We start from the raw sequence: 25,225 nt of genomic DNA on the forward strand, positions 1-25,225 counted from the left end.
CTTCAGCAAATGAAATGACTATTTCTATATTTAAGTATTGGGAAGAGAAAAATTTCAGCATCCGGCGCGGGAGCTTCAGCAAATGAAATGACTATTTCTATATTTAAGTATTGGGAAGAGAAAAATTTTCAGCATCCGGCGCGGGAGCTTAATAAAATGAAAAAAACTCGCGCCAACTGAGTAATAATTCCCTTCGGCATAAATTCGTAAGTGTACCGTAGAATCAGATTATAATTTTCATCCCAGTCATATTCTGGTTTAGCTGGTGTTAGTAATTGAGTCGCAACATAGGTATTATAAGTATGAGGAATTTGATAACAGAGTTGAAATTTAATAATTAATTGTAGTAGCTCGTCGTGCATATTGGCATATATTGATTCATGCCAAATATCGACTAAATCATCTTTAGTAAATTTGCCAAAATTATCATAAACTTTGGGATTATCTAAAGCTTTATAAACTGCTGCCGTTCCCCATTCTGGTTTGAGAATAACTGTTTTATTTAACAACGGATATTCCCGAAAATACAGAGTTTCAGTTAAACGCTCTTGATAAGCATACATATTATTTTTACCATTCTGAACTAGGTAAGCGATCGTCTCAACAGAATCTAATTTATTTCTTTCCAAAGTCTTTATCTATAAAATTTTCCCCCCGTCTCACAATATTACCTCCATTAGCATAACAACCATTACAATGAATATCAAAAAGTTCTGCAAAGCTAATTTTTTCTAGAGATATCCTGATTAAAAAGACTATCCCAAAAAGTTTTCACCTTACTCATTATCCCTTCAGAATGCCAATTATTTTTTGCCTCTTCCAATACATAACCAGATACAGTTTCTATCTCCGTTTCTGTTAAACGATCTTGATAAGCAGACATATTATTTTTACCATTTTTAACAAGGTAAGCGATCGCCTCAACAGAATCTAATTTATTTCTTTCCAAAGTCTCTATTTTTAAATTTTTCCCCCGTCTGACAATATTCCCTCCATTAGCATGACAACCTACACAATTAATCTGAAAAAGTTCCGCACCTTTTGTTGTTTCGACTCCTAATGCAGTCGGCATTTTCATAACATTGAACAATATAAATATTAATAAGCAAGCTGTAATTATTTTTTTCATTTTTCCTTTGTAAATTCAATTATACTTTACATCTAAGCTATTCGTATTGGTGTAATTATATCGAGAATCGGAAGGGAATACAAAGGATACATCTCATAACTTCTTTCCTATTCCCTGCGCCCTAAAAACGATAAGTTTTTGGCTTTCTTAAAATTTGAGATTTACCCAACACAAATTAGAGGTATTATTACTAACTTCTGAATTCTGAATTCTGACTTCTGACTTCTAAATTAGTCAATCTTTGCTTCAACACACCTGCTAAACCCGCTATTGGTACCTTCATTTGTTCGCCAGTTCTTAAATCTTTTAAACTACACATATTAGCTGCTGCTTCCTCCGAACCAATAATTATACAAAAAGGAATCTTTTGCTTATCAGCTTGTTGTAATTGTTTTCCAACTCCACGACTATCAAAACTTGTTATTACATTCATTCCACTCTGACGTAACTTTTGAGAAACATCTAAATAAGTTGCCATTAAATCTGACTGCATATTCACAACCATAACTGTTGCTGGAGTCGGGGCAAAACATTCTAAAATACCTGCCTTTAATAAACGACTCATCAATCTAGTTAAACCAATAGAAATACCAACTCCTGGCATTTTTTCCCCAATAAACATTCCCACTAATTCTTCATATCTACCTCCAGAGCAAATACTTCCTAAAGCTTCATGTCCGAGCAAAGTAGTTTCATAAACTGTACCCGTATAATAATCTAATCCTCTAGCTATTGATAAATCAATACAAAAACGTTGCTCCGAAACTCCTAAATTTCGCACGCCAGAAATTACTGTTTCTAATTCATAAATTCCCTGACTCAAAACCTCAAAATTATCCAAAGTTTCTGTCATACTTTTAAGCTTATCTAAAACATCATCAACCGTACCTTTTATTTTAGTAAAATCCCAAATTTTTCCTACTTGCTCTTCAGACAGAGAAATTTCTCCTAAAGCTTTTTTGACTTTTGCTTCTCCCACTTTTTCAGCAGTATCAACAATCCGAATACAAGACACAATATTCTCTGCTGCGACTCCCACAGATGCAAAAAAACCAGTTAGAACCTTGCGGTTATTAATCCTTATCAAAAAATCTCCAATATTAACATTTTCAAATATTTCAGCAATAATCGCCGGAATTTGTGCATCATATAATAGACTTAATTTTCCTCTACCAACAACATCAATATCGCATTGTCTAAACTGACGAAAACGACCATCTTTTGCCCGTTCTCCTCGAAAAACAGCATCCATTTGATAACGAGCAAAAGGGAAATTCAAATCATTCAAATGCCGAGCAATATAAGCAGCCAAAGGAACAGTTTGGTCGAACTTTAACGCCCTTTCTTCCGAACCAGTATCTCCAGCTTTTTCTTTTTCTTCTTGACGATTTGGAGGTAGAATTGGAGATAAACCATAAACAATATTATCCCCTTGATTTCCTTTTGCTTGTAAAACTTCTAAACGTTCAACTGCTGGAGTTTCAATAGGTGTAAATCCGTAGCGTTCAAACACTTGACGAATTGTATCCATTAAATAATTTTCCAATCGTTTTTCACCAGGGAGAAACTCTGGAAATCCACTAGGACAACTATAATTAATTTTATCTACTTTTGCCATTTTTATTATTTACCTCAGATATTTTTCTATGATGAATTTATTTATGTCTAAATTACTTATTTAGCTCTTAACATATTTATTGATTATCATATTTATTGATTATCAAAAAAACAAAAATATGGTAGAAAAAATGTTTTTTATCATACATATAAATTACGAACATTACAATGAAAAATCAACATTTAATCTGACATAATTTTCAAGTTTATTCTCCCTATTCACTTTTTCCTTATTTTTGATATTTTATCTGCTTTTACCATTATTTACTTCAGATATTTTTCTATGATGAATTTATTTATGTCTAAATTTAATTACAGCGTTGCTGATTATAGGTATGATTTGATAATTTTGGATTGTTTTAACTACTTGTTAATATTAACTGTTCCCTCCATACCTGTTCCCTGTTCCCTATTACCTATAAACTTACTTTCATACCTTAATTCAGCAATGCCTAAATTACTTATTGGGACTTAAAAAAAACAGAACCATAAAACAGGCTAAAATATAGATGGGGATAAGATTTTCGTCAAAAAGGTATAAATCCTAAATTATATAATGTCCGCTTGAATAGTTATATTTTGGTGAAAGTAAGGCAGAAGGCAGAAGGTTTTTTGCCCATTTTGATCTTATTTTATACACGGTCCGATGCTACCAGACATTATATTATCAATGGTTATAGGCATTTTTATAGTGTCAATGTAATTCCCTTATCTAAACTAATTTTAAGGCACTTTTTGTACTGTAAAATGTCTAAATACCACTATAGCAATCCGCGCATAGGTTGCGGGTAATCAAAAAGTAAATAAAAAAACTGAAACTCTTACCTGTTTCCTGTTCCCAGTTAAGTGTTCCCTAAAAAGCAGTAAAATTTTTGACAGGAATAAAATAGGATTGCTATATTTAGCTCTTAGCAGTTTGATTACCAAAAAAAACAATCATTATGGAAGGATAAATATTTTTTAACACATAAATTTAGAATAAAAAATCAATATTTAATCTTACCTAATTTTAGGATTTATTTTTCCTAGCTACTTCTTATTTTTTCCTTCTTCCTTCTTTCTGATTTTTTACTTCTTATTCCCGCCAAAAAAACCTCCGAATAAACCACCGCCTTTATCCGTTTTATTTTCTTTCTTTTCAGTTTTAGCAGTAACTTTCCCAGTTTTTTTATTAGTAGTATTAACAGTTACAGCTTGTTCTAATAACTTTTTAACTTCTAATGCTTTCGGCTCTTTAGGATTTAAAGATAAAGCTTTTTTTACTTGAATTTTTGCCATTGTGCCTTGATTTTGCTGTAAGTAACACAATCCTAATAAAGCATGACAACGACTATGATTTGGTTCTATTTTTAAAGCACCTTTTAACTCCAAAATTGCCTTAGCATAATTTTTAGTAGATATCAAACTTTCCGCCCGACTACAAGCTTGCTCCACCAGAGAATTTTGAGGTTTAGATTTTACCGTTGTAGATTTTTCTTGATTGACAGAAGGTTTAACTCGTGGTGGAGGTGGCGGTGTCACAACTCCACTTCTAGATTCTTTCCGCAGTAGATAAGCTAAGTTTAGCTCACTAATTTCTCCAATAATTTCTAAAGTATTATCTAAAGATTCATACTGGCGATCGCTCAACTCCTGTAGAGCAACCTTATATATTTCTAGGTAATCTCCCCCTTTAGCAATTTGTTTAGCAGTATTAGTAGTAAACTCAATCTGACTACGTTGTTGAGTAACAGTATTACCTAGTTTATTGAGGATAACAAAAAGTTCAGCGCGATCGCTTTCCTTAGAAAACTTATTATAAGCTGGACTTACCAGTTTAGATAACAACTGATTAGCAAATTCTTTATCCGTCTCATTTTCAAAAGGACAGGTATCAGGATGTAAACGACGCGCCACCCGCATATACCGTTTCCTAATCTCAGGAAACTTTGCATCTAGAGAAACCCCTAAAATTGCATGATGGTCTGTAAAATCAAATTTGAACAATCCTTCTGTAAATCTAAACATAATAAAGACTCCTACTTACCGAAATTTCAGAAAATCTAATTTAATCAGTTCTCCTGGATAGTAATGGTAAAGATATATATTTTTTAATTTCTTCCCACAAGGACCACACGGACCACACTCTTCCTACAATTACTATGCACCACCACCATTTAATCTATCAGTGCTATCCCAATAAGCTAGAGGTGGAGTTTCAACCAAAGCTTGACTCATCAAATCATGAATTTTGCCATTAGTAGCTAAAATTCTGCCCGACTTTAGATCGAGAGGACCATTATTGTAAGCCGTAACTTTTCCTCCTGCTTCCTCCAGTACGACTATACCAGCAGCCACATCCCAAGGAGACAAACCCCTTTCCCAATAACCATCTGCACGACCACAGGCAATGGAAGACAAATCTAGAGCAGCAGAACCCGAACGTCTCACCCCTTGAGCTAAATGACACATTTGGCAAAATTCCTTATAGTTATTATCCGTTGTTTCCCGTCGATCATAGGCAAAACCCGTAATAACTAAACTTTTTTCTAACCTAGTAGTTTGAGAAACAGAAATTAGCTGACGGTTTCGAGTTGCTCCCAACCCTTTAGCAGCAAGAAACAATTCATCAAGAATAGGATTAAATACTGCCCCCACCTGTGGGACTCCATCAATTAATAATCCCACCGAGGATGCTGAAAAAGGATATTGGTGAGCAAAATTAGTAGTACCATCCAAAGGGTCTATTGCCCACAGATATCTACTTGTTGTATTTCCCAACTCTCCCGACTCCTCAGCAAGAATACCGTGGTCTGGCAGATGTCGCTGTAAAACTTTAACGATCGCCTCTTCTGCTGCTTTGTCAGCCTCAGTTACCAAATTTCCTGGACTACCTTTTTCTTGAATATCTTGGAGATTACCCCAATAAGACATCAACTCAGCACCACCAGCAAGAGCAGCTTCAGTCGCAATATCCAATAAAAGTTCTAATTCCTCTATACTCATAAAAAATAATTAACTTGATTAATAGAAAACTTAAAACGAATAATCAACCCACAAAATTATTGTCGGAATAGGTTCTAGTAGCGCCTCTAGCTTCCTCAGTGTGGAAAAGTTTCAGCAAATATAGACCTCTCCCCTAACCCCTATCCTGCTCCGAGAAAGGAAAATTATCCTTCCCCTTCCATCCCAGGGAAGAGACCAAGATTTTCATTGTTTAAGATTTTGACTACGAAATTGTGCAGGAGTTTGACGCATTGGTCGATCTGGATTCCAAATACCTAGACCCATAAGTCTAGCTCTTTCTTGGGCATTAGTCAGACGTTCCATATATTTAGTATTAGGAAAATCTGGCTCTGCTAGAGCTAAACCTTCTTTTACCATATATTCATTGATTAGTTTCCCTCCGAGCCAAACATAAGCTAGTAGGCGATCAAATTTATCTTTCTCCTGGATATCAAACTCCAATAATGCTTCTTGGCCCAAAGTTAATTTTTCTAGTTGAATTCTTGCTTCTTGTCCCCAAGGTTTTTGTCTAATATCCGGGGCCTGAATGCCAATCAAGCGAATGGGTTTTAATAAAGGTACAGCAGCAGAACGGTCAGCTATTTCTATAGTTTGTCCACTAACAACTCTTTCTACCCTAGTAATTTGGCCTGAGGGTCGGTTTAGGTTTTGACAACTAGCCAACAATATACAGGCCATAAGTAGATAAATTATTTTAGTCTTCATCCAATGGCAGTCCAACTTGCACCTTTCCTTTGCCAAAGTAGCGGCCAAATTGGAGTTCATACACTTCATCTTCATCCTGTGTTTCTACGAATAGGTCAGAACGTGCATAACTGACACACAGAAGAGCATAACCCTGTTTTTGCAATTCTAGGGATAGCCCCATTGCTTCAGGTTGATAGATTTCGCCAGATATAACTCTAACTGCACAAGTAGTACAAGCACCATTACGGCAGGAAAATGGTAATTCGACTCCTTGGTTCTCAGCGCTGTGGAGAATGTAGCGGTCTTCAGGAACTTGGACTGTATAATTGGTGTTATTTTGGCGATCGTGTATATGAATCTGGTGATAAGAGGCCATAACATTTTTAGATTTTATGCTTATTTCTCACGATTTAGATATTAGTTTTTGATGACTAGACCAAAACGTGACTTATACTTAAATCTTATGTGATATAGGCCCAAAATCCAAGATCGAATTTTTTTGTCTGAGGGGGTTGCTAAATTTAGATTAGTTCTGCTAACATATTTTAATTGTGAGCAAATTTAAAATTAAATAATTTTGCTTCCTGGAGAGGTGGCCGAGTGGTTTAAGGCGCAGCACTGGAAATGCTGTTATGGGGTAACTCATACGGGGGTTCGAATCCCCCCCTCTCCGTTTTTTAAAGAAGTCAGAAGTCATAAGTCACAAGTTGTTTTTGTAACGAGGATTTTGATCGATATTCCAAAAACATTGTATGTGAGGTACGAATATTAACGTCCAAATCTCTATAGGCATCTTGCTAGCTACTAGTGTACCTGATTGAGATGAAATTCGTGATCAAACAAAGATTGAGTAATATTGTAGAGTAACAATTATAGCGCTTTTCATTAACATAGAACACAGAGATTTTGGCTTAAAGAAACTTATGCTGAGGGCAGAAAGAAAGAAGCGGTTCGACCCCGCGACGACAGCTCGCTTGCGGAACGCGCACCAAGAGAGGCAATGCTGACCAAGAGAGGCAGAAGTTTTGTAGTCAACATTTGGGAAAACCACTATAATTCATTAATGGATAATGGATAATTACCTATCCCTAAAACGGATTGGATTGACGCGGAGCGTGAAAATTTTTTCTTCTCAAAGGTAGATTGGAGGCTAGCAAGGAGACCTCGCCATCCCATCCTAGGTCATGCTCTGCAAACGACCGCTTGTTTATCCTTTAAAGGAGAGGCTTTTTACCTTAATTATTAGGTAAAGGATATCTAGAATAAATATTTCCAAAAAAGAATGTAGGAATGTTCCATGAAACATCCCTACAAAAATTACTTGATGAGCATAAATTGTATAGCAAAAGGGAGAAGGCATCCCCACTACTCACCTTTGAAAGCTATCCCTTATAAGGAACTCCTGAAAACCTTGTAGTCCGTGTGGTCCCTGTTGTCCGTGTAGTCCGTGTGGTCCGTAATAATTTTGTCTACAGTTCTCAAAAAAATGTACTTTTCAATACACTTTTTTCAGGAAAAAGCCTCTCAAAAGCTTATACATAACTTGTCTATGTTGTCAAATTTTATGTTAAGTAAAGATGTTTATAAAAAAAAGCTTTGAAGGGGGGAGGCAGAAGGAAAAATCTGGCTTTGTCTGGGTTTTAGGCTTTTGATGCGTCCGCGCCCTTTGCTTCGACTGCTATAATTAATTTTCATCAATTTTCTGTGGTGGAAATGTAAGAAAATTCCCCACTGCACCAATAGTCTGATATCTATTACCACGAAATTCAGTAGTATAAACACTAAATAATATTAAATTCTGACGTCTGGTGGCATTATCCATTAATTCTTTAATAGTAGTTCTTTGGCTCTTAATTAACTTTTCACAACTTTTAACTAAATCACCTGTAAAATCATTCAAAAAATCTGGTACTTTAGATTCTTTACAAATAGACTCCCTAATCTCAATTGCCAGTTTATTAGAAGCATAATTAACATACTCATCTCTAGGAGGATTAGTAAATCCCATTACTGTAGCTCCTACTGTCAGAGCGATCGCTCCTGCTTTGCTGAGACCCCAAAATAGAGGTGGTTTGTTATAGCCATTGGTTTTTTTATCTTGTAACATAGTTAGAAATTCCTGATTATTTTGTATAGTTTGAATAAAGAAAATGATAGGTTAGCGATCTTTACTTACGAAAGAAAATATTAATACATTTCTACAGTCGTTATATTTTTAACTACATCTGAGTGCAAGCTACTTTCCGGAAAAAATCTAGGAGTGGGGTAATATAGCGCTACCCGCAAGTTAGAAGTCAGAAGTCAGAAGTCAGAAGTAATCTCTGAGTGAATTTGAGCGTTTAGTTTATAAATGTACTAACCTTTGCTTCAACTGGTGCATAAGCTGAGGTACTTTTCCTGATTTTCCTAGATCTATATAGTATTTCTCAGACTAATAGACATCTCCAGAAAAGAGGGAACAGGGAACACTTAACAGGGAACAGGGGGGAGTAATTAATAATTTATATATAAGAATTGATTTTGTTTTTCATTTTTGGAGATGTCTAATGAGGTACACCTATCTTTAATTTCGGCGTTGGTAAATCAAGAGATGAAACTTTAAGAGTAATTTGTTTGTGATACCTCTAAATATCTAACCAGAGTAAGTGATGAGTATCACCCCTAATGGAAAATCATCTTACCAATTACCAACAACTTAATTTCTATTCTATTCCCTGTTTCCTGTTACCTGTTTCCTAAAAATTATGAATGTGTGTACCTTATCGGTATAGGAATTGCTACACAAAAAAACTAAGTCCAGAAGAGCTTATTTTGATTTGATCCGATTAATTTCCTGTTTTAGCTCCTCAATTTCACGGCGCAAAACTTCTGCTTCATTCTCTGGAGACTCTACTTCCACCTCAACAGCACCCTCCGCAGTAGCACGTTTATAGTTACCAGCATAAATTTGACGATATTCCGCAGAGTTTGCCCAATTTTGCAAATAGCGCAGTCGTTCTACTGGAAAAGGATGACTTAACATTACACCCTGACCACCATTGTAAAGCAAAAACTTATAAACTTGATTCAGGCCATCTTGGTCTAGGTCTTGATAATTATCGGACTGACGAATAAACTCTTGTAAACTACACTCGTTGAGATACTTACTACTGACCCCAGCCAACTTCATCATGGTTTGGATGACTAAATTTAGGTCATCCATGACTAAAAGAGCTGCCCGATCTGCAGATAATTCAGCTTTGCGTCGCCACTCGTAAAAAGCAAAAATTAATCCACTGCTGACTAAATTACCTAAACCAAATGTTACTTCCCCGATCGCTGAAGCAACACCCATTGCCCAAATTGCCATCTGATTTAAGATTGGATGGCCACACTTAATATGTCCTAATTCATGAGCTAGTACGGTTTTTAATTCTGCCTCATTTAATAAGTCTAAAAGACCAGTATTTAAAACAATTAAAGGTTGATCTTTACCTAGAGAATAGCTATTTACTTGGGGATTTTGAGAAACGAATAAGGTGGGTTCAGGCACTATATCTAAGTCTCTGACACATCCTCGAAATATCTGATAGATGCTGGCATATTGACGAGGTCCAACTTGAATTCCATTGCCCATTAAATAAACATATTGTGGGCGTTCGTAAACAAATTCTACGAATTTACTAGCAACCAAGTCAAATCCAGGCACACTGCGTAAAGTATCTTCAGCTTGACGATCTAGCGGATGACGAAAGGCTTCACTAGAAATTCCGGTATAGGTAGGCATGATTAAAATTTGATAATTGAGTAAGAATAAGCCAGTTTTGATTCTGGCATTTAAAGGTTTATATTTATTATGTTGACAGATAAAACAAAGCAATTACAATTTGAGGTTCAGACTTGAATATGGATTACCTAAAAAATCATGATTCTTTGGATCGTTCTTTAGAAAAAGCTTTGACAAATCAACTTATAGATAGATATTTTGACCATACAGAAAGTTGGCTGAGGGCTATTCTACGCAAGTGCCTTTTTTCTCTTACTTATTTAGATGGAGAAACTGTTTTTGTGATTGAATGTCCAAATCTGGCTGTTGCTAAACGATTAAGTCGTAAGACTTATCCTTTTTTATGTTTTGCAGATCATTTTTCTGACTTTAATAGTGACAGGGTTTTAGTATGTTATTTGGATCGAGACGAGAATTGGCAGTGTTATGATTCTGGTCAAAGGTTGTGGATGTCGTTGCCTAATTTTGTTTCTTCTTTTGCTCAAACTGATAGTTAATTTAGAAAGCTGAGAAATTTTATCTGGGTGTAGATAATTGGGTTATTTCAGTTATCAGTACCTCTGGATCTTTAAAAGAGGCTGGAAATACTGAATCAAATATTTTTTTCATCCCTTTAAAAGGGGAGGCGATTGACCTTATTTTTTTGGTCAAACAAATTAAAATTTGTCTATATCACTTGTTAGATGGAAATTTGTTTACAGTTGGTGGATCTCTCGCATACCCCTCTTATCTCATTCTCCGAAATGCCTTTCTCTAGAAGGTTTATCAGTTAAGGGATATAAGCGAGCGTAGTAAAAAAATCAAGTTGTTGTATTTATTGTGAGAAAAAAATAGCTCTATCTCTTATGAATTAACTATTCGGGAATTCAGATTTTACTTTTATCAAAATGACCGGGATATCAATGCTTCAATAAATATTTTGCGGATGGGAACCCGCGTCGGCGTCAGACGCAAGGGAACGCCCACCAAGAAGGCTGCTGGACTAGCAGTGTCAGCGCCAGTCGCTCATGGGGGAGACCCCCAAGACCGCGCTGGCTTGTCTGTGGAGCGACTGTAAGACCTTTTGAGAGTAAATCTCAGAAGGCGAGTGCTAAGAAGCAGAAAGCCCCTAACAGTAATGTTAAGGAATCCCGCGCTGTCTCGTAGAGCAGCGTCGGGAGGATGTCAATACCCGAAAGTGACAAAAGAGGGATACAGTAGTTTTCATTTAATACCAATTCACTTTAAAAATGTCACAAATAGTTTCAAACTTTAAATGTCAAATAATTGCCTCGGTGGTGGTGGATAGTAATGATAAAGGAAGCACCGGGAGTGTAGGGAGATGGGGAGATGGGGAGATGGGGGGATGGGGATATGGGGAGTCTCGGAGAAATTAAAAAATATATATCCTCACCATTACCATGCAGGACTACCATTGCCTCAAACCTTTTCTTGTCAAAGTTTTTAGCCTATCCAATCTAACTTCTGAATTCTGAATTCTGAATTCTGAATTCTGTGAAATGGTATAATTAGACTACAAAATTATTCTGGGGGAGGGGAAAGGCAATAGGAAATGGGAAGATGCTTTGAACTTATATGATGTTCGGTTGAATACTTATGAATAAGGATGAAGGAGTCAGCAGTCAGGAGGGAAGAAGAAGGAAGAAGGAAGAAGAGAAGAAAGTTTTTTATAACTAATTAAACAGATATTATATTATACCAATTTCATGAAATATTGCTACGGTGGCTCTGTTTTTAGGAGTTAACCCACCCCTAACCCCTCCAGGGAGGGGAACTCAGTCGGACCGAGTCAGTCAGTAAGAATTTATAACATTAAAAGTAGTATAAAAATCGGTAATTTGGTAGGTATTTATATTATATAGCTCCTATTCATATCATGTCCGGTAGCATCGGAGCGTGTATAAAATTAAGGTCAAAATGGGCAAAAAACCTTCTGCCTTCTGCCTTCTGCCTTCTGCCTTCCTTTCAGCAAAATATAACTATTTAGGCGGACATGATATCATTGACCTTTCTCAGCAGTCAGATATCAGAAAATATTAAGTATAAATACTCAATTACTTACTTCTATTGACCACTATAATTGTCTCCTGTTTCCTGTCTCCTGTCTCCTGTCTCCTATTTTTCATGCTACATTTTGTCGTCGGGAATTTAGGATATAACTTCCCTGGAAAGTAAGGTAAAATTAAAAAAGAAAGGTAATAGCTAAGTGCTAATTACTACATATTTGATGGCAGTCGATCGAGGCTTTAATTGCCTAACAAAATTTTTGGTAATCGTGCTAAAGTTCGCTGGAATGAAGCATTATTATTTAGAACTCTAGCTAATATTAATGCTCCCTGGACTTGAATAATTGCATCTTCTGACCTCTGACGAGCTTGTTGTGCCTCAATTCCCGCTTCTATTAATACCTGGGTCAGAGTATCTATCCAAATTATTAAAATATTCTGAATTTGATTGTTGAATAAGTCGTGGGCTTCCCCTACTGATAGTACAGCCCAAAGGCAGGTTTCTTGACCTTGACTGTAAAATTCGTTGATTTTTTGGCTCATGGCCTTAATTCGTTCTTCTGGTTGAGTGTGAGCTTTTAATGGCTTCAAGACGGTAGTTTCAAACCAGCTATTGGCATATTCTAAAACGGTTGCTGCCATTTCTGCTTTTCCACCAGGAAAGTAGTGGTAAAGGCTCGCTTTTCCTAATCCTGTGGCTTCTGATAGCTTGGTTAATGTTGTCCCTTCATAGCCATATTGCCGAAATACTTGAATTAATTTAGCGATCGCTTCTTCTTTGGACATAGAAAAAATTTTGCTGATTTTCTCTTGACATTCTACCGAACGTTCAGTATATTTATTATGTACCGAATGTTCGGTGCAAAAATTCCAAAACTTGCCAGATATAAATTGATAGGTTTAGACAAGACCAGTAGCGCGTCCAGACTAAAATTGTGGGTTGAAAAAACCTAACCCCCCTGCCCCCCTTCCCTGGTAGGGAAGCGGGAGAAACTCCCCTCTCCTTGCAGGAGAGGGGTTGGGAGAGAGGTATTCATTAACTCAAATTTACCCACATTTTAAAGCTAGACACGCTACTAGGAAAATTAGGAAGACAAGAAAGAAAATTTAATGCCTTAAGTAGTCAGACAGAAATAAACAGCCATGTCTTAAGAACCATTACGAATGCTGAAACCCTTTCCTGTTGATAGATTCGGTTTTCCCTGTTCCCTCACAGTTAACTTTAATTCTTTCCGACTACTCATACCTCAATTTAATCTTGACAGACCAGTCTAAAAATGGGGTTGAAGTCAAATTTTGCAGTATTTTTCCCATCGTATTGTTCTGAAAAAAATCAACAATCAAATTAACTCAAAATCAGTCAAAAAAAACAGAATCCAAAATATCAGGATAATCTAATGATTAAACTATACAACTACGAACTATCTGGCAATGCTTATAAAGCACAACTAATGCTATCCCTTTTAGGATTAGAATATGAACTTGTCCGCGTCGATCTAATGAAAAGGGAACACAAAAGCCCCGAATTTTTGCAACTAAACTCCTTTGGGCAAATACCAGTGCTAACAGACGGAGATATAGTGCTACAAGATGCTCAAGCTATTTTAGTTTACTTAGCACGACGCTATGGTAATGAAGATTGGTTACCATTGGATGCTGAATCCATGAGTAGAGTTATGCGGTGGTTGTCAACAGCAACAAGTGAAATTCGTCAGGGAGTTGAGTACGCTAGACGGTACCATATGTTTAATATGCAAAATATTGATATTGAAACCGCTACTCAGAAATCAGAGGATATTCTGAAAATTCTCGACCAACACTTGTCAGAAAATAATTGGCTGGCTTTGGATCGCCCGACTATTGCAGATGTTGCTTGTTTTCCGTATATAGCGTTGGCATCAGATGGTAAAATTTCTCTAGAGGCGTACCCTAATGTTAGGGCTTGGATTGAAAGAATTAAGCAGTTGCCTGGTTTTGTCGGTATGCCTGGTATTTAGCGATCCTAATTATTTTGTCATTGTGACTGAAACGAAATTAACTAGCTATCAGCTTTGAGCATTAAGTCAGTCTTCATTTGGATAGACCACAGTAGAGATGTTGCATGCAATGTCTCTACTAGGTTTTAGTTATAACTATGTAGTTATCAATTTGAAAAACGCTGTAAGTTATACCAATTCACTTTAAGGATGTCACAAATAGTTTCAAACTTTAAATGTCAAATAATTGCCTGAAACTATTGTCTTGTAAAAGTTTTTAGTCGATCAAATCTAACTTCTGACTTCTGACTTCCATGAAACGGTATTAGTCTCCTACGGAGGAACTGCTGAAACTGAGTGGAAAGTCTGCGGATAATTCTGTTAGGAAAGCAATCTCAGAATTTGTTACATATTTGTAAGTGGGAAAAAAATCATGGCTCGCAAATTTGCTGAAATAGCATTTACACCTGCTGTCAAAGCACTTCAGGAACGTTACGGTTCGCGCCAAATGTACGAACGGTTTGCCGAGACTGGAGCAACTAACGATACTATTTCACCGGAAATAGCTGAGTTTATACAACAGCGCGATAGTTTTTATCTGGGAACAGTAAATTCTAATAATTGGCCGTATATTCAGTTTCGGGGAGGGTCTCGTGGTTTCCTGAAAGTATTGGATGAGAAGACTCTAGGTTTTGCTGATTTTGCTGGAAACTGTCAATACATCAGTATTGGAAATTTATCTGAGAATGACCGGTTATTCTTGTTTTTGATGGATTATGCCAACCGTCGTCGTTTGAAAATTTGGGGTCGTGCCAAGGTTATTTATGATGATCAAGAATTAATACAGCAGTTGAGTATACCTGGATATAATGCCAAGGTTGAGCGTGCATTTATCATTACTGTGGAAGCTTGGGATAGAAATTGTCCGCAGCATATTCCAATCCGTTATTCTGAGAGTGAAGTGGCGGAAATGATAGCACCATTGCAAACACGCATTCAAGAGTTGGAGGCACAGTTGAATTTAAGTAAATCTGTTGAGTAGGTCTGAAGAGGATCTAGAGAAGCTTATATCATGTCCGGATGAACAGTTATAAATAATTAGGGAGGAGTCAGGAGTCAGGAGGAAGAAAGAAGCTTGAGGAAGAAAAATTTTTTTATCACTAATTAAGCGGACATGATATTAATAAAAAATTTAAGGCACAAAAAAATCTCATTTCTAGCTCTTGAATCCTAATTAATTTAGGACTTACGCAGTACAACGTATTTTTGTCATTGCGACTGACAGAAAAGCAATCTCAAATGCTAGTTTTTCCTACCTCATGCGTAAATCCTGTAATTATCTAAATTATATAGCGCTACGCGCTAGGGAATAAGGAATAGTAAACTGTCAAAGGGTTTCACGATTTAGAAATTTCCTAACCTTAATGCGTAGCGCTATACCAATGCACTGAATTTGATATATAGCGCTACGCGCTAGGAAATAGGGAATAGGGAATAGCAGATTGTGAAAAGGTTTCAGCATTGAGAAATGTCCTAACCTTAATGCGTAGTGCTATAACCACAAAAAAAGTGGATGAATCTTTAAACAAAATTCATCCACCCTAAAATTGAGGAGTTGAAATTAAGATATTTAAGCTACTCTTACAAAAATGAAAATGGATTATTAGAACCCCCGAAGTCCAAGTCGATATCTGGAAAAAGATCACCGAAACCTGGAATAGTAGGAGTAGTAGGAATACTAGGAGTACCAGGAGTACTAGGAGTATTAGGGTTGGGGTCAACTTCAGCAGCAAACAAAGAGATGTTTGTGCTGTTAACTGCAAAACGAACTGGATTTTCTAGAATTGCAATCGGATCTTCTACTGTAGAAGCCGTTAGCTCACCTGTACGTGAATTAAAGCTGAGGTCACTGAGACGGTTGATGCCATAGGCAGACTTATTAATCTTAATTATGTCTCCTTCATTGCGATTGAAGTCAGTGATGGTGTCTGTTGATAAGGCATTCAAGATAAATTGGTCAGCCTCAGCACCACCGGTGAGGATGTCATCACCATAACCACCTTCAAGAGAATCTTTACCACCCATACCTTTAAGAATGTTCGCTTTAGCATCTCCGGTAATTGAGTCGCCATTTCCGTCAGCATCATTCTGATCGCTACCAATGATATTTTCAATGCTATATAAGCGATCTTTGGCATCATCGATATTTGAAAAACCATCATCAGCTTCAGCGTAGCCATCGTTAGTCAAGTTGCTTAAGTTAACACTAATGGGATTAGGAGAAAGGATGTAGTTAGCTGTATCAGAACCATCACCACCGTCAATGTGGTCACCACCTTTTCCTCCAGAAAACTCATCGTTTCCCCCAAATCCGTACATTATATCGCCGTCGTGAGAATCCAGGTTTGCAAGGCTAGTAGCACTATAACTATTTGATAGCTCATGGCCAACAAAAACATCATCAAATTGTGTACCATACTGATAGTCTTTATCGCCGCTGCCTTCTAGGTTAACTGCATCGTGGGCCCCTAGAACCAAAAATCCTGATTTTAGGGTTTCACGGTCTTTCGGGTCAACCTGCAGGTTTGTATCATCCAGAAAGGTTATTTTACCTGAATTATCAATAATGTATGCGTTGTTTTCAAGATTGTTATAGAAGGAATTCTCAAGATCGCTATCGTTATTAGGGTGCTGGTAATTTCAAAGATGAATCAAGCAGGAATAGGTAGAGCGTCGAACTTGAGATAATGAATTAAAAGTCTGAGGGAATGCTTAAGCATATCTAGGGATTTGGAGTAACATAAGGTTCGACGATGAAGTCTTGCCAAGTAATGCCTCAAACGAGTATTTTCTCCTTCTACCCTCGTCATGTAGGTTTTGCTAACTATACGATCTTCATGGCTGTATAAATTGTCCATAGACAGGATTACCGTCGCTTACCCAGAAGTAACACTGCCAACAAGCGATCGCTTGCCAAAGAATGATGAAAGTTTTAGCACTGCGGTCTCCTACTACCCAGCCAAGAATTCCAGACCGAAAATGATCTACCGCTGTCCAAATCCAGACTTTGTTTTTTTTTACCGATAAAAGTCTGCAATTCATCAAGCTCTCCCACTTGAGGTGTATCTTCTGCATCATAGGTATCGGGCAAAAGCTCTCCCACCTGTTTCACCCAATTAATAATGGTTGTATGGGCTACACCAGTAACTCGACTAATCCCCCGGAAACCCATACCATTGACATACATTTTGAGACAGAGAGCCTTAATATCCTGACTATATCCAGGTGGATCATACAAATCAACAAACTGGCGACCACATTGGACACAAATGTAGTTTTGCTTCTGGCTTCGATGGCCGTTTTTGCGGATATGTTTGCTAAGGCACTCTGGACATTGCATGGAAAATGAAACTCCAACTCTATGCTACTTAGATATTTTATCCAATCTATAGCTCTTGGAGAGTTCAATTCATCTTTCTATTTACCAACGCCAAAAGTTCTGGCTTGAAGATCATTACCAATCCAAAAAAGAGCATGAATGTTCCCCCGATCAGTTTAAGTATTCTTCCCTGACTTTCACTTAGCCTAAAGGATTTGAAGGAATAAATAAAGTTCAATAAAATTGCTAGGAGAGGAATGATATAGATTAAAGCATAAATTCCTGTCCAGAATGAAAAACAAAGCCAAACATTGTTTATCGACGAAATTTCGTGGTTTGAAAAACAATAATTAGGGAAATAAACCCGGTTTCTTATTTGGGTGGGTAAGTCCTGTTTATAATTAGATAAAATACTAAAAATAATGCTACTTATTAATCTCCCTCATATTCCTATAATCCTATAATTCTATAATTCTATCAATTATTGGTAGCAAACATTCAGCTATTTAATATTAAATCCCTATCAAGACAATCCAATTTTAAAACACACCCTAATGAGCCTAATATAGCTGAACTCTAAAGTCATAATTCAGAAGTTAAATTCGCAGCATAGACCATATTTGAGAATTTGATAATATCCTCATTAATAAACTCTCTAGAAATTACGGTCAACTTATTTTTCCTGTCAAAGAAGCGATCGCCTATTTTTTGAGTATTTCCCGCTCCCACAATTATTCCGAAAAATTAAATCAAATTATGATAAAATTAAGCAAATTCAGTAGGTAGACAGAAAAGTATATAAAACTGGGGGAATACCAATTCTGAAAAAGTTTGCTATACTTAATTTTTATATTTATAAATACTATCTACCATGAATTTAGTAACTATTTTAGGACTATTAGCAGGCAGCTTAACAACTATTTCGTTTTTACCTCAAGTTATCAAAACTTGGCGAACTCGCTCCACAAAAGATATTTCCCTAGAAATGTTTGCTATTTTCTGCTCTGGTGTTTTGATCTGGATAATTTATGGCACCCTTGTTCAAGATATACCAGTCATTTTTACTAATGTTGCTACACTGAGTCTAGCCTCTCCGATTTTATGGTTTAAATTAAAGTATAAATAAGTCTATAAACTTCCCATTAAGTATAATCTCAATATGTCTAATAATCCATTTAATACTGAAAGTTTACTCTTTACTCCAGCCATACCTGAATTTAATGCTATTCCGATTATTTTTGCTTTTCCAAATGAATATAGTGTGGGCATAACTAGCCTTGGTTATCAGATTGTTTGGGCAACTTTAGCAATGCGTTCCGATCTACAAGTTAGTCGGTTATTTACTGATATTAATGAGTCTCTACCACAACAAGCAGAATTATTGGGTTTTTCTCTTTCTTGGGAACTTGATTATGTCAATATCTTAGGTATTCTCGAATCTTCGGAAATTCCAATTAGATCTAAAAATCGTTCAGCAAAAAATCATCCAATAGTATTTGGTGGCGGACCTGTTTTAACGGCAAACCCAGAACCTTTTGCTGATTTTTTTGATGTAATTTTGTTGGGAGATGGAGAAAATTTATTGGGAGATTTTATTGATGCTTATAAAGAAGTTAGAGAAGCTGAAAAACAAGAACAATTAAAACATTTAGCCAAAGTGCCTGGAGTTTATATTCCTGGTCTTTATCAGGTAATTTATGAAAGTGATGATGGTGCTATTAAATCAATTGAACCAATAGATAAAGAAGTTCCCGCTTTGCTGCAAAAACAAACTTATCGAGGTAATACTTTGTCTGCTTCTACTGTGGTGACTGAAAAGGCAGCTTGGGAAAATATTTTTATGGTGGAAGTGGTGAGAAGTTGTCCGGAAATGTGTCGTTTTTGTTTGGCAAGTTATCTGACTTTACCTTTTAGAAGTGCTAGTTTAGAAGGGTCTCTTATTCCTGCAATTGAAAATGGATTAACTGTGACAAAACGTTTGGGTTTATTGGGCGCTTCGGTAACTCAGCATCCTGAATTTAACAGTTTATTAGATTATTTAAATCAGCCAAAATATGATGATGTGAGGTTAAGTATTGCATCAGTAAGAACAAATACTGTGACAGAAAAGCTGGCAAAAATTTTAGCTAATCGTGATACAAAGTCAATTACAATTGCTGTGGAAAGTGGGAGCGATCGCCTCCGAAGAATTATCAATAAAAAGTTGGAAAATGAGGAAATTATTGAGGCTGCTGTTAATGCTAAAATGGGTGGTTTAAAAGCTATAAAATTTTATGGGATGGTGGGTTTGCCTGGAGAAGAAATGGAAGATTTGGATGGGACTGTGGAGATGATGTTGGTTTTGAAAAAAGCTGTTCCTGGTTTAAGGTTAAGTTTGGGTTGTAGCACTTTTGTGCCGAAGTCTCACACTCCTTTTCAGTGGTTTGGGGTAAATTCTCAGTCAGAAAAACGGTTGAAGTTTTTGGATAAAAAATTACGTTCAAAGGGGATAGATTTTCGCCCAGAAAGTTATAAATGGTCGGTGATTCAAGGGTTAATTTCTAGAGGAGATAGAAGGTTGTCTCGTTTGTTAGAATTGGTGAGAAATTATGGTGATTCTTTGGGTAGTTATAAAAGGGCTTTTAAGGACTTGCGTGGGGAATTGCCAGAGTTGGATTTTTATGTTTTTAATGATTGGAAATTAGAACAAGTTTTGCCTTGGAATCATATTCAAGGTCCTCTACCTGGGGCAACTTTGAAGAAGCATTTGGCTGAGGCTACTGCTTTGTTTAAAAATTAAATAATTTCTGTTTTAATGGTTTGAGGGAAATTATAGCGCTACGCGCAAGGCAAAAATGCAAAATGCAAAAGTCAAAAATAGTCTATGACTGAGGCGTGAGAATTTAGAAATGTTCGCTCCCTTTGCTTCGACTGCTATAACTGTATCAACAGAATTAATTACCGAAAAATTTAGGTATAAAGCCTCTCCATTCATGGAGAAAAAGCGGTCGAGGTATGGTGAGGTTTCTCTCTGAATTCAGACCCGCTCCGAAGTGCGCCATATCCAATCTCCCCTTGAAAAGAAAAAAAATTCCTTTTAGCCAATCCTATCCGTTATAAGAAGAGGTAATTACTAATTAGGGGTTGCTGATTAAATCTAAAAGCATTGACAGATAAAGGTAAGCGCCTTTTTGGAGCGAAAAAAGTGTAACTTTTTGAGCTTGAGAGACTAATAAAGTTAGTATTTTGGTCTCTCAAGGGTAGAAAAATCAAGGGACAATAATTCCTTCTACCTCCTCTATAATTCCCCGTTCCTCCTGTCTCCTGTCTCCTGTCTCCTGACTCCTACCCTTACAAAAAGACTTTTTCAGCAAACCCTAATTATTAATTGTTAATTGTTAATTATTTAAATACCTTTTATGAATACAATTTTATCTTTAAAGGAACATCCAAAAAGTAATATAAAAGAAGGTACAATAATTGATTTAACTGAAGAGGAAGTTATTTAATTTAATCAAGCACAAATTTATTGTAGTCTTAACTTTATTTACTCTGAAAATAATGATTTGGAGTTAGTAGAAGAGATAATGAATCAAGACTCTGAAATTTATAATAAGGAGCGACAAGCCTAATATATTAGGCCATTTATCAAAAACTTTTCAACCCGTATTTTGAGTGGGGGAGTAGGGAAGTAGGGGAGTAGCAAAGAAAGCGAAAAATTATGGAGATTATTTATAAGAATTCAGCTAATCGCCTATTTTATCTTACTCAAAATAGGCGGTCTGTTATGAGGTTTATTTTTCTCAATGGCTAATTAAGCACCTACAAAGAATTGATTACCTACTCTAATTCTCTGTAACTATTGTAGTAAAATGGTTTCAATGAAAAAAAAATGTGTAATTATTAATGAAAAAAAAATGTGTAATTATTTTTGTTTGCCTGCTTATATCAAAACAGTTTAACCAGACATAAAAAAACTTCTCCAATCGCCATTTGCTATCTCAAGAAATAGGTGTCAACAAAAAAGCATGACGACTTTGACCTTTGTTTCCCCATCCGACAATTTGCCCATGATTATTAATAGCTTGTGCTTCTCTGAGAATCCAATCATTAGCAGGATAAATCAAATCATTTAGGTCTTGCATTTTATTAACACTATCCCAAATAAAAGCTTTTTTTCCCCATAATTCTTGCTCTTCATCCATTATCCTGTCAGAATGTCCCACTATTAGACCAGAATTATTAATACTATTAGCTTCACTATCAAAAAATTGTAAATTGACATTACCAGAAATGGTACTTAGGTCTTGAAATTTGTTACTGCCATCCCACAAAAAAGCCCGGTTATTATCTTCAGGTACAGCATAAAAACCAACTACTTGACCAGATATATTAATATCTGAACCTAAAAAACCTGGTAATTCTTGGATACCTTTGTTAATCTTCCAGACAAAAGCTTTGAGGATAAAATCTGAGGAAAGAGAATAGCCTGCTACTTCACCAAAATTGTTAATACTATATGCAATGCTTTCTATCTCACTGCTACTATTAATATACTCCATACCATTTTTGCTATCCCAAACAAAAGCTTTTCTATGACAATCACCGGAGATAGCAGAACCTACCACTTGACCAAAATTATTAATACCATAAGCCTCACTAAAATCATCACTTTCGGTATTAATATTTTGAAAACCTTTTGTCTCATCCCAAATAAAAGCTTTCCGTTGACCACTATCGGATACAAAATATCCAACTATTTGACCATAGTCATTAATACTATAGGCACAGTTAGAGGTATCACCAAGAGTATCAATATACTCCATGCCTTTGTTGGGACTCCAGACAAAAGCTCGTCGTTGTCCGCTACTGGTAATTGAATAACCAACTATTTGAGTAGAGTCGTTGATATCTTTGGCTACACACAGATGGCCACCAAGTGTACCTAAGTCAGTCAGAGCATAACTAGAGGCAGCAGTGGCAGTATTCGATTTTGTTACACTTAAGTTCTGTAATTTTGAGGATACTTGGGTTAGTTGCATTTTTTGAGTCATGGATTTAGATGAAGTCATAGTAATTTGCAATTTATTAGAGTTTGTTTACATTTACGTCTCATTGTTTATCTAACAAGAAAAAAATGGGTAATTACGTTTGACTTCATCAGAAATCAGCCATTTCTATTAATATGTGTTGATACATATTATTTGCACCCATCAAGATTTTCTAGTTAAAAGTTAAACGATTCAACTTGATAAACATCATAAATTAAGAAAAGCTTTACTGAGACATTTCCTCGGTATTTTTACCGAATCTTCATCAAACTAGCAATGATCGTGAAGAATCTTTACCAAATCTTTATAATATGATTAAGAAATATGCCAGTTTTATCTAAGGTAGTCCTTTGATCGTCGTGATTTACTATATATCGAGGGAAAAGGGAAAAGAGAACAGTTAACAGAAAGCTTTTTCAATTCTGATTCTGAAATGAATGGTATTTACAAATTATTAGATTTTGTCGTGGGAAAATCACTACTTGTGCACCACTAACTAAATTGTAAGTATGCAACGTTTCTATCGTCAGAATTTTAAATCCACTCTAAATTAGCCATTGGAATCAGGATTTATACATTATTAGACTCGGAAAATTTTGAGTTTATGTGAGGAGAAAAATTCAGATGTATAAAATATATGTCAATAACACTGAAATAATGGGGAGCTTTTATGCAAAATAATTAGGGTTTGCTGAAAAAGTCTTATGGGTGAGGGTAGGAATCAGGAGGACCGAGTCAGGAGAAATGGGAATTATAGAGGAGGTAGTCGGAAAAATTGTCCCTCGATTTTTCTGCCATAATCATCCCAAAATATTAGCTTTATGCAGCTCTTTCCACCAAAAAGCTGGCACTTTTTAAGGACAAAAAAATGCTAAAGCCTTTATCTGTGAATACGCGCGAGAATTAATCAGCAAGCCCTAATTAGAAATATTCCTGTCTTCTGAGCACATACTTTACAGAATCTTTATAATTAAACGAAAAATACATCGAAATTTTAAAGATTTAGTAAATTTGTGAATAAAAACACAGTCTGAAAACAATAATTGTGATAATAATTAAGGGTTTAAAAATGTTGCACTTTCGCTATTCAACCTCGATCAATGCTCCAGTTGAGGTGGTTTGGAAATTCCACGAACGTTCCGATATTCTGCAAATACTTACCCCACCTTGGCAACCAGTCCAAATTATCCGTCGTCAAGGTGGACTGGAAATAGGAGCTATATCAGAATTTATGATTTGGCTCGGCCCAATTCCTGTAAAGTGGGTGGCCGTACATACAGAGTATGAAAAATATAGTCTGTTTACTGATGAACAGAAAGAAGGCCCAATGGCTAGCTGGACTCATCGTCATCAGTTTAGGGAGGAAAATGGTCAGACTAGGTTAACTGATGCGATCGCATTTTCTTTGCCTGGGGAATGGTTGGCAGAATCTTTTTTGGGTTGGTGGGTAGACTCTCGACTGGAGGATATGTTTCGGTACAGACATGATGTGACAAAACGGGAATGCGAAGAAAGTTAAAACCACTACTTTAGAATGATGCTATGATTTCAGGAGTCAGGAAGACCGAGTCAGGAGATAGAATATTATTACTAATCAAAATATAAAGTATTTACCACACAAGGAGAAACAATTTGCAGATGTATTTTAATTTCTCCTCTATTCTCGACTTCTGACTCTCTTATTAATTTGCAGCAGCTTGTTTTTGCTCTGATACTGTAGAGATATCTGTTGCTAATAGTGGGGAACGGACAGACAAATAAATTAACGGACCTAAGAGTGGAAATAATGCTACCCAATACCAAATATTTTTTTCCATTCCTCTCCTACTCATATCATCTCCTAATAAAGTAGGAAATAACAGGCACAACAAACAAAAATCCAAACTCATTACATGAATAAACCTACTACTTTGCCACTGTTGAATAAAGTTGTCCCAGTCGCCATTTTTCAAACCATATATGAGTAAGAAAATAGTACCTAATGTTAAAGCAATTCCTAAGATTCGAGAATCTAATATATTAAGCAATAAATTCTTTTTTCCGGAAAAATTTGGATTAGGTTGACGCAATCCTAAATAGGGTAAAATTGCAAATGCTCCGACTCCAAATGATAATGTTGAAAATAACCACGCTGGTACTTTTTGTTCTCGACCATCAAAGAATAATAAACAACTATAAATTAACGGCCAAATCCCCATAATATTGAATAGAGATACAATCAAAGGATTGATATTTTCCCATTCACCTGTTGACAATTTTTGGATTAATTCTAAAGTATCTGGTTGGTCTGGGGGTGCAAGTAGGAAAGCATAAACACTAAACCCTATCCAAAGGAACCAAAAAGCTATTTTTTTCCACATCATAGTTTTTTTAATGAAATGTTTTCTTAGTATAACTGAAACTTCAACTATCAATAGACATCTGCAATAATAAAAAATAAAATCAATTATTTTCCCCTACTCCCTACTCCCTATTCCCTATTCCCTACTTCCTACTCCCTCATTTATAGACATCTCCAATAATAAAAAATAAATCAATTATTTCCCCCTACTCCCTATTCCCTATTCCCTACTCCCTACTCCCTCATTTATAGACATCTCCAATAATAAAAAATAAATCAATTATTTCC

At 36.1% G+C, this 25,225-nt stretch carries 22 protein-coding genes, 1 tRNA gene and 1 pseudogene; 9 read left to right on the plus strand and 15 right to left on the minus strand.

Going from position 1 to position 25,225, the window contains the following annotated elements:
• Nucleotides 1-128: 128 nt before the first annotated feature.
• The 7 genes from ACP6PM_RS19775 to ACP6PM_RS19805 form a co-directional block, all read right to left on the minus strand.
• Complete coding sequence (locus ACP6PM_RS19775) at nucleotides 129-629, minus strand: COR domain-containing protein (protein ID WP_426587626.1); 501 nt, start codon at nucleotides 627-629, stop codon at nucleotides 129-131.
• 92 nt (nucleotides 630-721) lie between these two features.
• Nucleotides 722-1,129 (minus strand): c-type cytochrome, encoded by a 408-nt coding sequence (locus ACP6PM_RS19780; RefSeq protein WP_426587627.1) that lies wholly within the window; start codon nucleotides 1,127-1,129, stop codon nucleotides 722-724.
• A gap of 190 nt (nucleotides 1,130-1,319) precedes the next feature.
• Nucleotides 1,320-2,747: a histidine--tRNA ligase gene (hisS, locus tag ACP6PM_RS19785; protein WP_426587628.1), complete on the minus strand. Its 1,428-nt coding sequence runs from the start codon at nucleotides 2,745-2,747 to the stop codon at nucleotides 1,320-1,322.
• A gap of 1,067 nt (nucleotides 2,748-3,814) precedes the next feature.
• Complete coding sequence (locus tag ACP6PM_RS19790) at nucleotides 3,815-4,753, minus strand: J domain-containing protein (protein ID WP_426587630.1); 939 nt, start codon at nucleotides 4,751-4,753, stop codon at nucleotides 3,815-3,817.
• Between the two features lie 132 nt (nucleotides 4,754-4,885).
• Entirely contained in the window at nucleotides 4,886-5,731 is an 846-nt protein-coding gene (locus ACP6PM_RS19795) for an inositol monophosphatase family protein (RefSeq protein WP_426587632.1), read from the minus strand.
• A 204-nt stretch (nucleotides 5,732-5,935) separates the two neighbouring features.
• A complete protein-coding gene (locus ACP6PM_RS19800) occupies nucleotides 5,936-6,430 on the minus strand; it encodes a thermonuclease family protein (RefSeq protein WP_426587634.1) in 495 nt (164 codons plus the stop codon).
• A gap of 16 nt (nucleotides 6,431-6,446) precedes the next feature.
• Nucleotides 6,447-6,815, minus strand: coding sequence for a 2Fe-2S iron-sulfur cluster-binding protein (locus tag ACP6PM_RS19805; RefSeq protein WP_293094443.1), 369 nt, complete (start codon nucleotides 6,813-6,815; stop codon nucleotides 6,447-6,449).
• A 210-nt stretch (nucleotides 6,816-7,025) separates the two neighbouring features.
• On the opposite strand from ACP6PM_RS19805, the gene ACP6PM_RS19810 reads away from it, so the two are divergent.
• Nucleotides 7,026-7,112: transfer RNA gene (locus ACP6PM_RS19810), tRNA-Ser, on the plus strand.
• 1,011 nt (nucleotides 7,113-8,123) lie between these two features.
• On the opposite strand, the gene ACP6PM_RS19815 is transcribed toward ACP6PM_RS19810, so the two are convergent.
• Together ACP6PM_RS19815 and ACP6PM_RS19820 are read right to left on the minus strand one after the other, a co-directional pair.
• Nucleotides 8,124-8,546, minus strand: a complete 423-nt coding sequence (locus tag ACP6PM_RS19815; protein ID WP_426587636.1) for a DUF4359 domain-containing protein — start codon at nucleotides 8,544-8,546, stop codon at nucleotides 8,124-8,126.
• Between the two features lie 699 nt (nucleotides 8,547-9,245).
• Nucleotides 9,246-10,205: a M48 family metallopeptidase gene (locus ACP6PM_RS19820; protein ID WP_426587638.1), complete on the minus strand. Its 960-nt coding sequence runs from the start codon at nucleotides 10,203-10,205 to the stop codon at nucleotides 9,246-9,248.
• A gap of 119 nt (nucleotides 10,206-10,324) precedes the next feature.
• Between ACP6PM_RS19820 and ACP6PM_RS19825 the strand changes: the two genes are divergently transcribed.
• The 3 genes from ACP6PM_RS19825 (at nucleotide 10,325) to ACP6PM_RS19835 (ending at nucleotide 11,581) form a co-directional block, all read left to right on the plus strand.
• Entirely contained in the window at nucleotides 10,325-10,702 is a 378-nt protein-coding gene (locus tag ACP6PM_RS19825) for a hypothetical protein (RefSeq protein ID WP_426587640.1), read from the plus strand.
• 428 nt (nucleotides 10,703-11,130) lie between these two features.
• On the plus strand, nucleotides 11,131-11,262 hold the full coding sequence (locus ACP6PM_RS19830) for a hypothetical protein (RefSeq protein ID WP_426587642.1): 132 nt from the start codon (nucleotides 11,131-11,133) through the stop codon (nucleotides 11,260-11,262).
• 172 nt (nucleotides 11,263-11,434) lie between these two features.
• The gene (locus ACP6PM_RS19835; RefSeq protein ID WP_426587644.1) at nucleotides 11,435-11,581 is read left to right on the plus strand and encodes a hypothetical protein; all 147 of its coding nucleotides are present in this window, start codon (nucleotides 11,435-11,437) and stop codon (nucleotides 11,579-11,581) included.
• Between the two features lie 870 nt (nucleotides 11,582-12,451).
• Here ACP6PM_RS19835 and ACP6PM_RS19840 read toward each other — a convergent pair.
• On the minus strand, nucleotides 12,452-12,997 hold the full coding sequence (locus ACP6PM_RS19840) for a TetR/AcrR family transcriptional regulator (RefSeq protein WP_426587646.1): 546 nt from the start codon (nucleotides 12,995-12,997) through the stop codon (nucleotides 12,452-12,454).
• A 611-nt stretch (nucleotides 12,998-13,608) separates the two neighbouring features.
• Between ACP6PM_RS19840 and ACP6PM_RS19845 the strand changes: the two genes are divergently transcribed.
• Both ACP6PM_RS19845 and ACP6PM_RS19850 read left to right on the plus strand, forming a co-directional pair.
• Entirely contained in the window at nucleotides 13,609-14,208 is a 600-nt protein-coding gene (locus ACP6PM_RS19845; protein WP_426587648.1) for a glutathione S-transferase family protein, read from the plus strand.
• 412 nt (nucleotides 14,209-14,620) lie between these two features.
• Nucleotides 14,621-15,229: a pyridoxamine 5'-phosphate oxidase family protein gene (locus ACP6PM_RS19850; protein WP_426587650.1), complete on the plus strand. Its 609-nt coding sequence runs from the start codon at nucleotides 14,621-14,623 to the stop codon at nucleotides 15,227-15,229.
• A 599-nt stretch (nucleotides 15,230-15,828) separates the two neighbouring features.
• Here the strand turns inward: ACP6PM_RS19850 and ACP6PM_RS19855 are convergent.
• The 3 genes and pseudogenes from ACP6PM_RS19855 to ACP6PM_RS19865 all read right to left on the minus strand — a co-directional run bounded on the left by ACP6PM_RS19855 (nucleotide 15,829) and on the right by ACP6PM_RS19865 (nucleotide 18,295).
• Nucleotides 15,829-16,725, minus strand: coding sequence for a calcium-binding protein (locus tag ACP6PM_RS19855; RefSeq protein ID WP_426587651.1), 897 nt, complete (start codon nucleotides 16,723-16,725; stop codon nucleotides 15,829-15,831).
• Between the two features lie 173 nt (nucleotides 16,726-16,898).
• Nucleotides 16,899-17,587 (minus strand): annotated as a pseudogene (locus ACP6PM_RS19860) (IS1 family transposase).
• A 561-nt stretch (nucleotides 17,588-18,148) separates the two neighbouring features.
• Nucleotides 18,149-18,295 carry a hypothetical protein gene (locus ACP6PM_RS19865; protein ID WP_426587652.1) on the minus strand — a complete coding sequence of 49 codons (147 nt, stop codon included), beginning with the start codon at nucleotides 18,293-18,295 and terminating at the stop codon, nucleotides 18,149-18,151.
• A 142-nt stretch (nucleotides 18,296-18,437) separates the two neighbouring features.
• Between ACP6PM_RS19865 and ACP6PM_RS19870 the strand changes: the two genes are divergently transcribed.
• Entirely contained in the window at nucleotides 18,438-18,692 is a 255-nt protein-coding gene (locus ACP6PM_RS19870; RefSeq protein WP_426587653.1) for a SemiSWEET transporter, read from the plus strand.
• Between the two features lie 33 nt (nucleotides 18,693-18,725).
• On the plus strand, nucleotides 18,726-20,345 hold the full coding sequence (locus ACP6PM_RS19875; RefSeq protein WP_426587655.1) for a B12-binding domain-containing radical SAM protein: 1,620 nt from the start codon (nucleotides 18,726-18,728) through the stop codon (nucleotides 20,343-20,345).
• 1,201 nt (nucleotides 20,346-21,546) lie between these two features.
• On the opposite strand, the gene ACP6PM_RS19880 is transcribed toward ACP6PM_RS19875, so the two are convergent.
• Nucleotides 21,547-22,617: a DUF3466 family protein gene (locus ACP6PM_RS19880; protein ID WP_426587657.1), complete on the minus strand. Its 1,071-nt coding sequence runs from the start codon at nucleotides 22,615-22,617 to the stop codon at nucleotides 21,547-21,549.
• Nucleotides 22,618-23,665: 1,048 nt separating this feature from the next.
• Here ACP6PM_RS19880 and ACP6PM_RS19885 point away from each other — a divergent pair.
• Nucleotides 23,666-24,115, plus strand: coding sequence for an SRPBCC family protein (locus ACP6PM_RS19885; RefSeq protein ID WP_426587658.1), 450 nt, complete (start codon nucleotides 23,666-23,668; stop codon nucleotides 24,113-24,115).
• A gap of 163 nt (nucleotides 24,116-24,278) precedes the next feature.
• On the opposite strand, the gene ACP6PM_RS19890 is transcribed toward ACP6PM_RS19885, so the two are convergent.
• Nucleotides 24,279-24,956 (minus strand): DUF2834 domain-containing protein, encoded by a 678-nt coding sequence (locus tag ACP6PM_RS19890; RefSeq protein ID WP_426587677.1) that lies wholly within the window; start codon nucleotides 24,954-24,956, stop codon nucleotides 24,279-24,281.
• Nucleotides 24,957-25,225 lie beyond the last annotated feature (269 nt).

This window comes from Dapis brunnea BLCC-M229 (assembly GCF_050015995.1).
Lineage (GTDB): Bacteria > Cyanobacteriota > Cyanobacteriia > Cyanobacteriales > Microcoleaceae > Trichodesmium.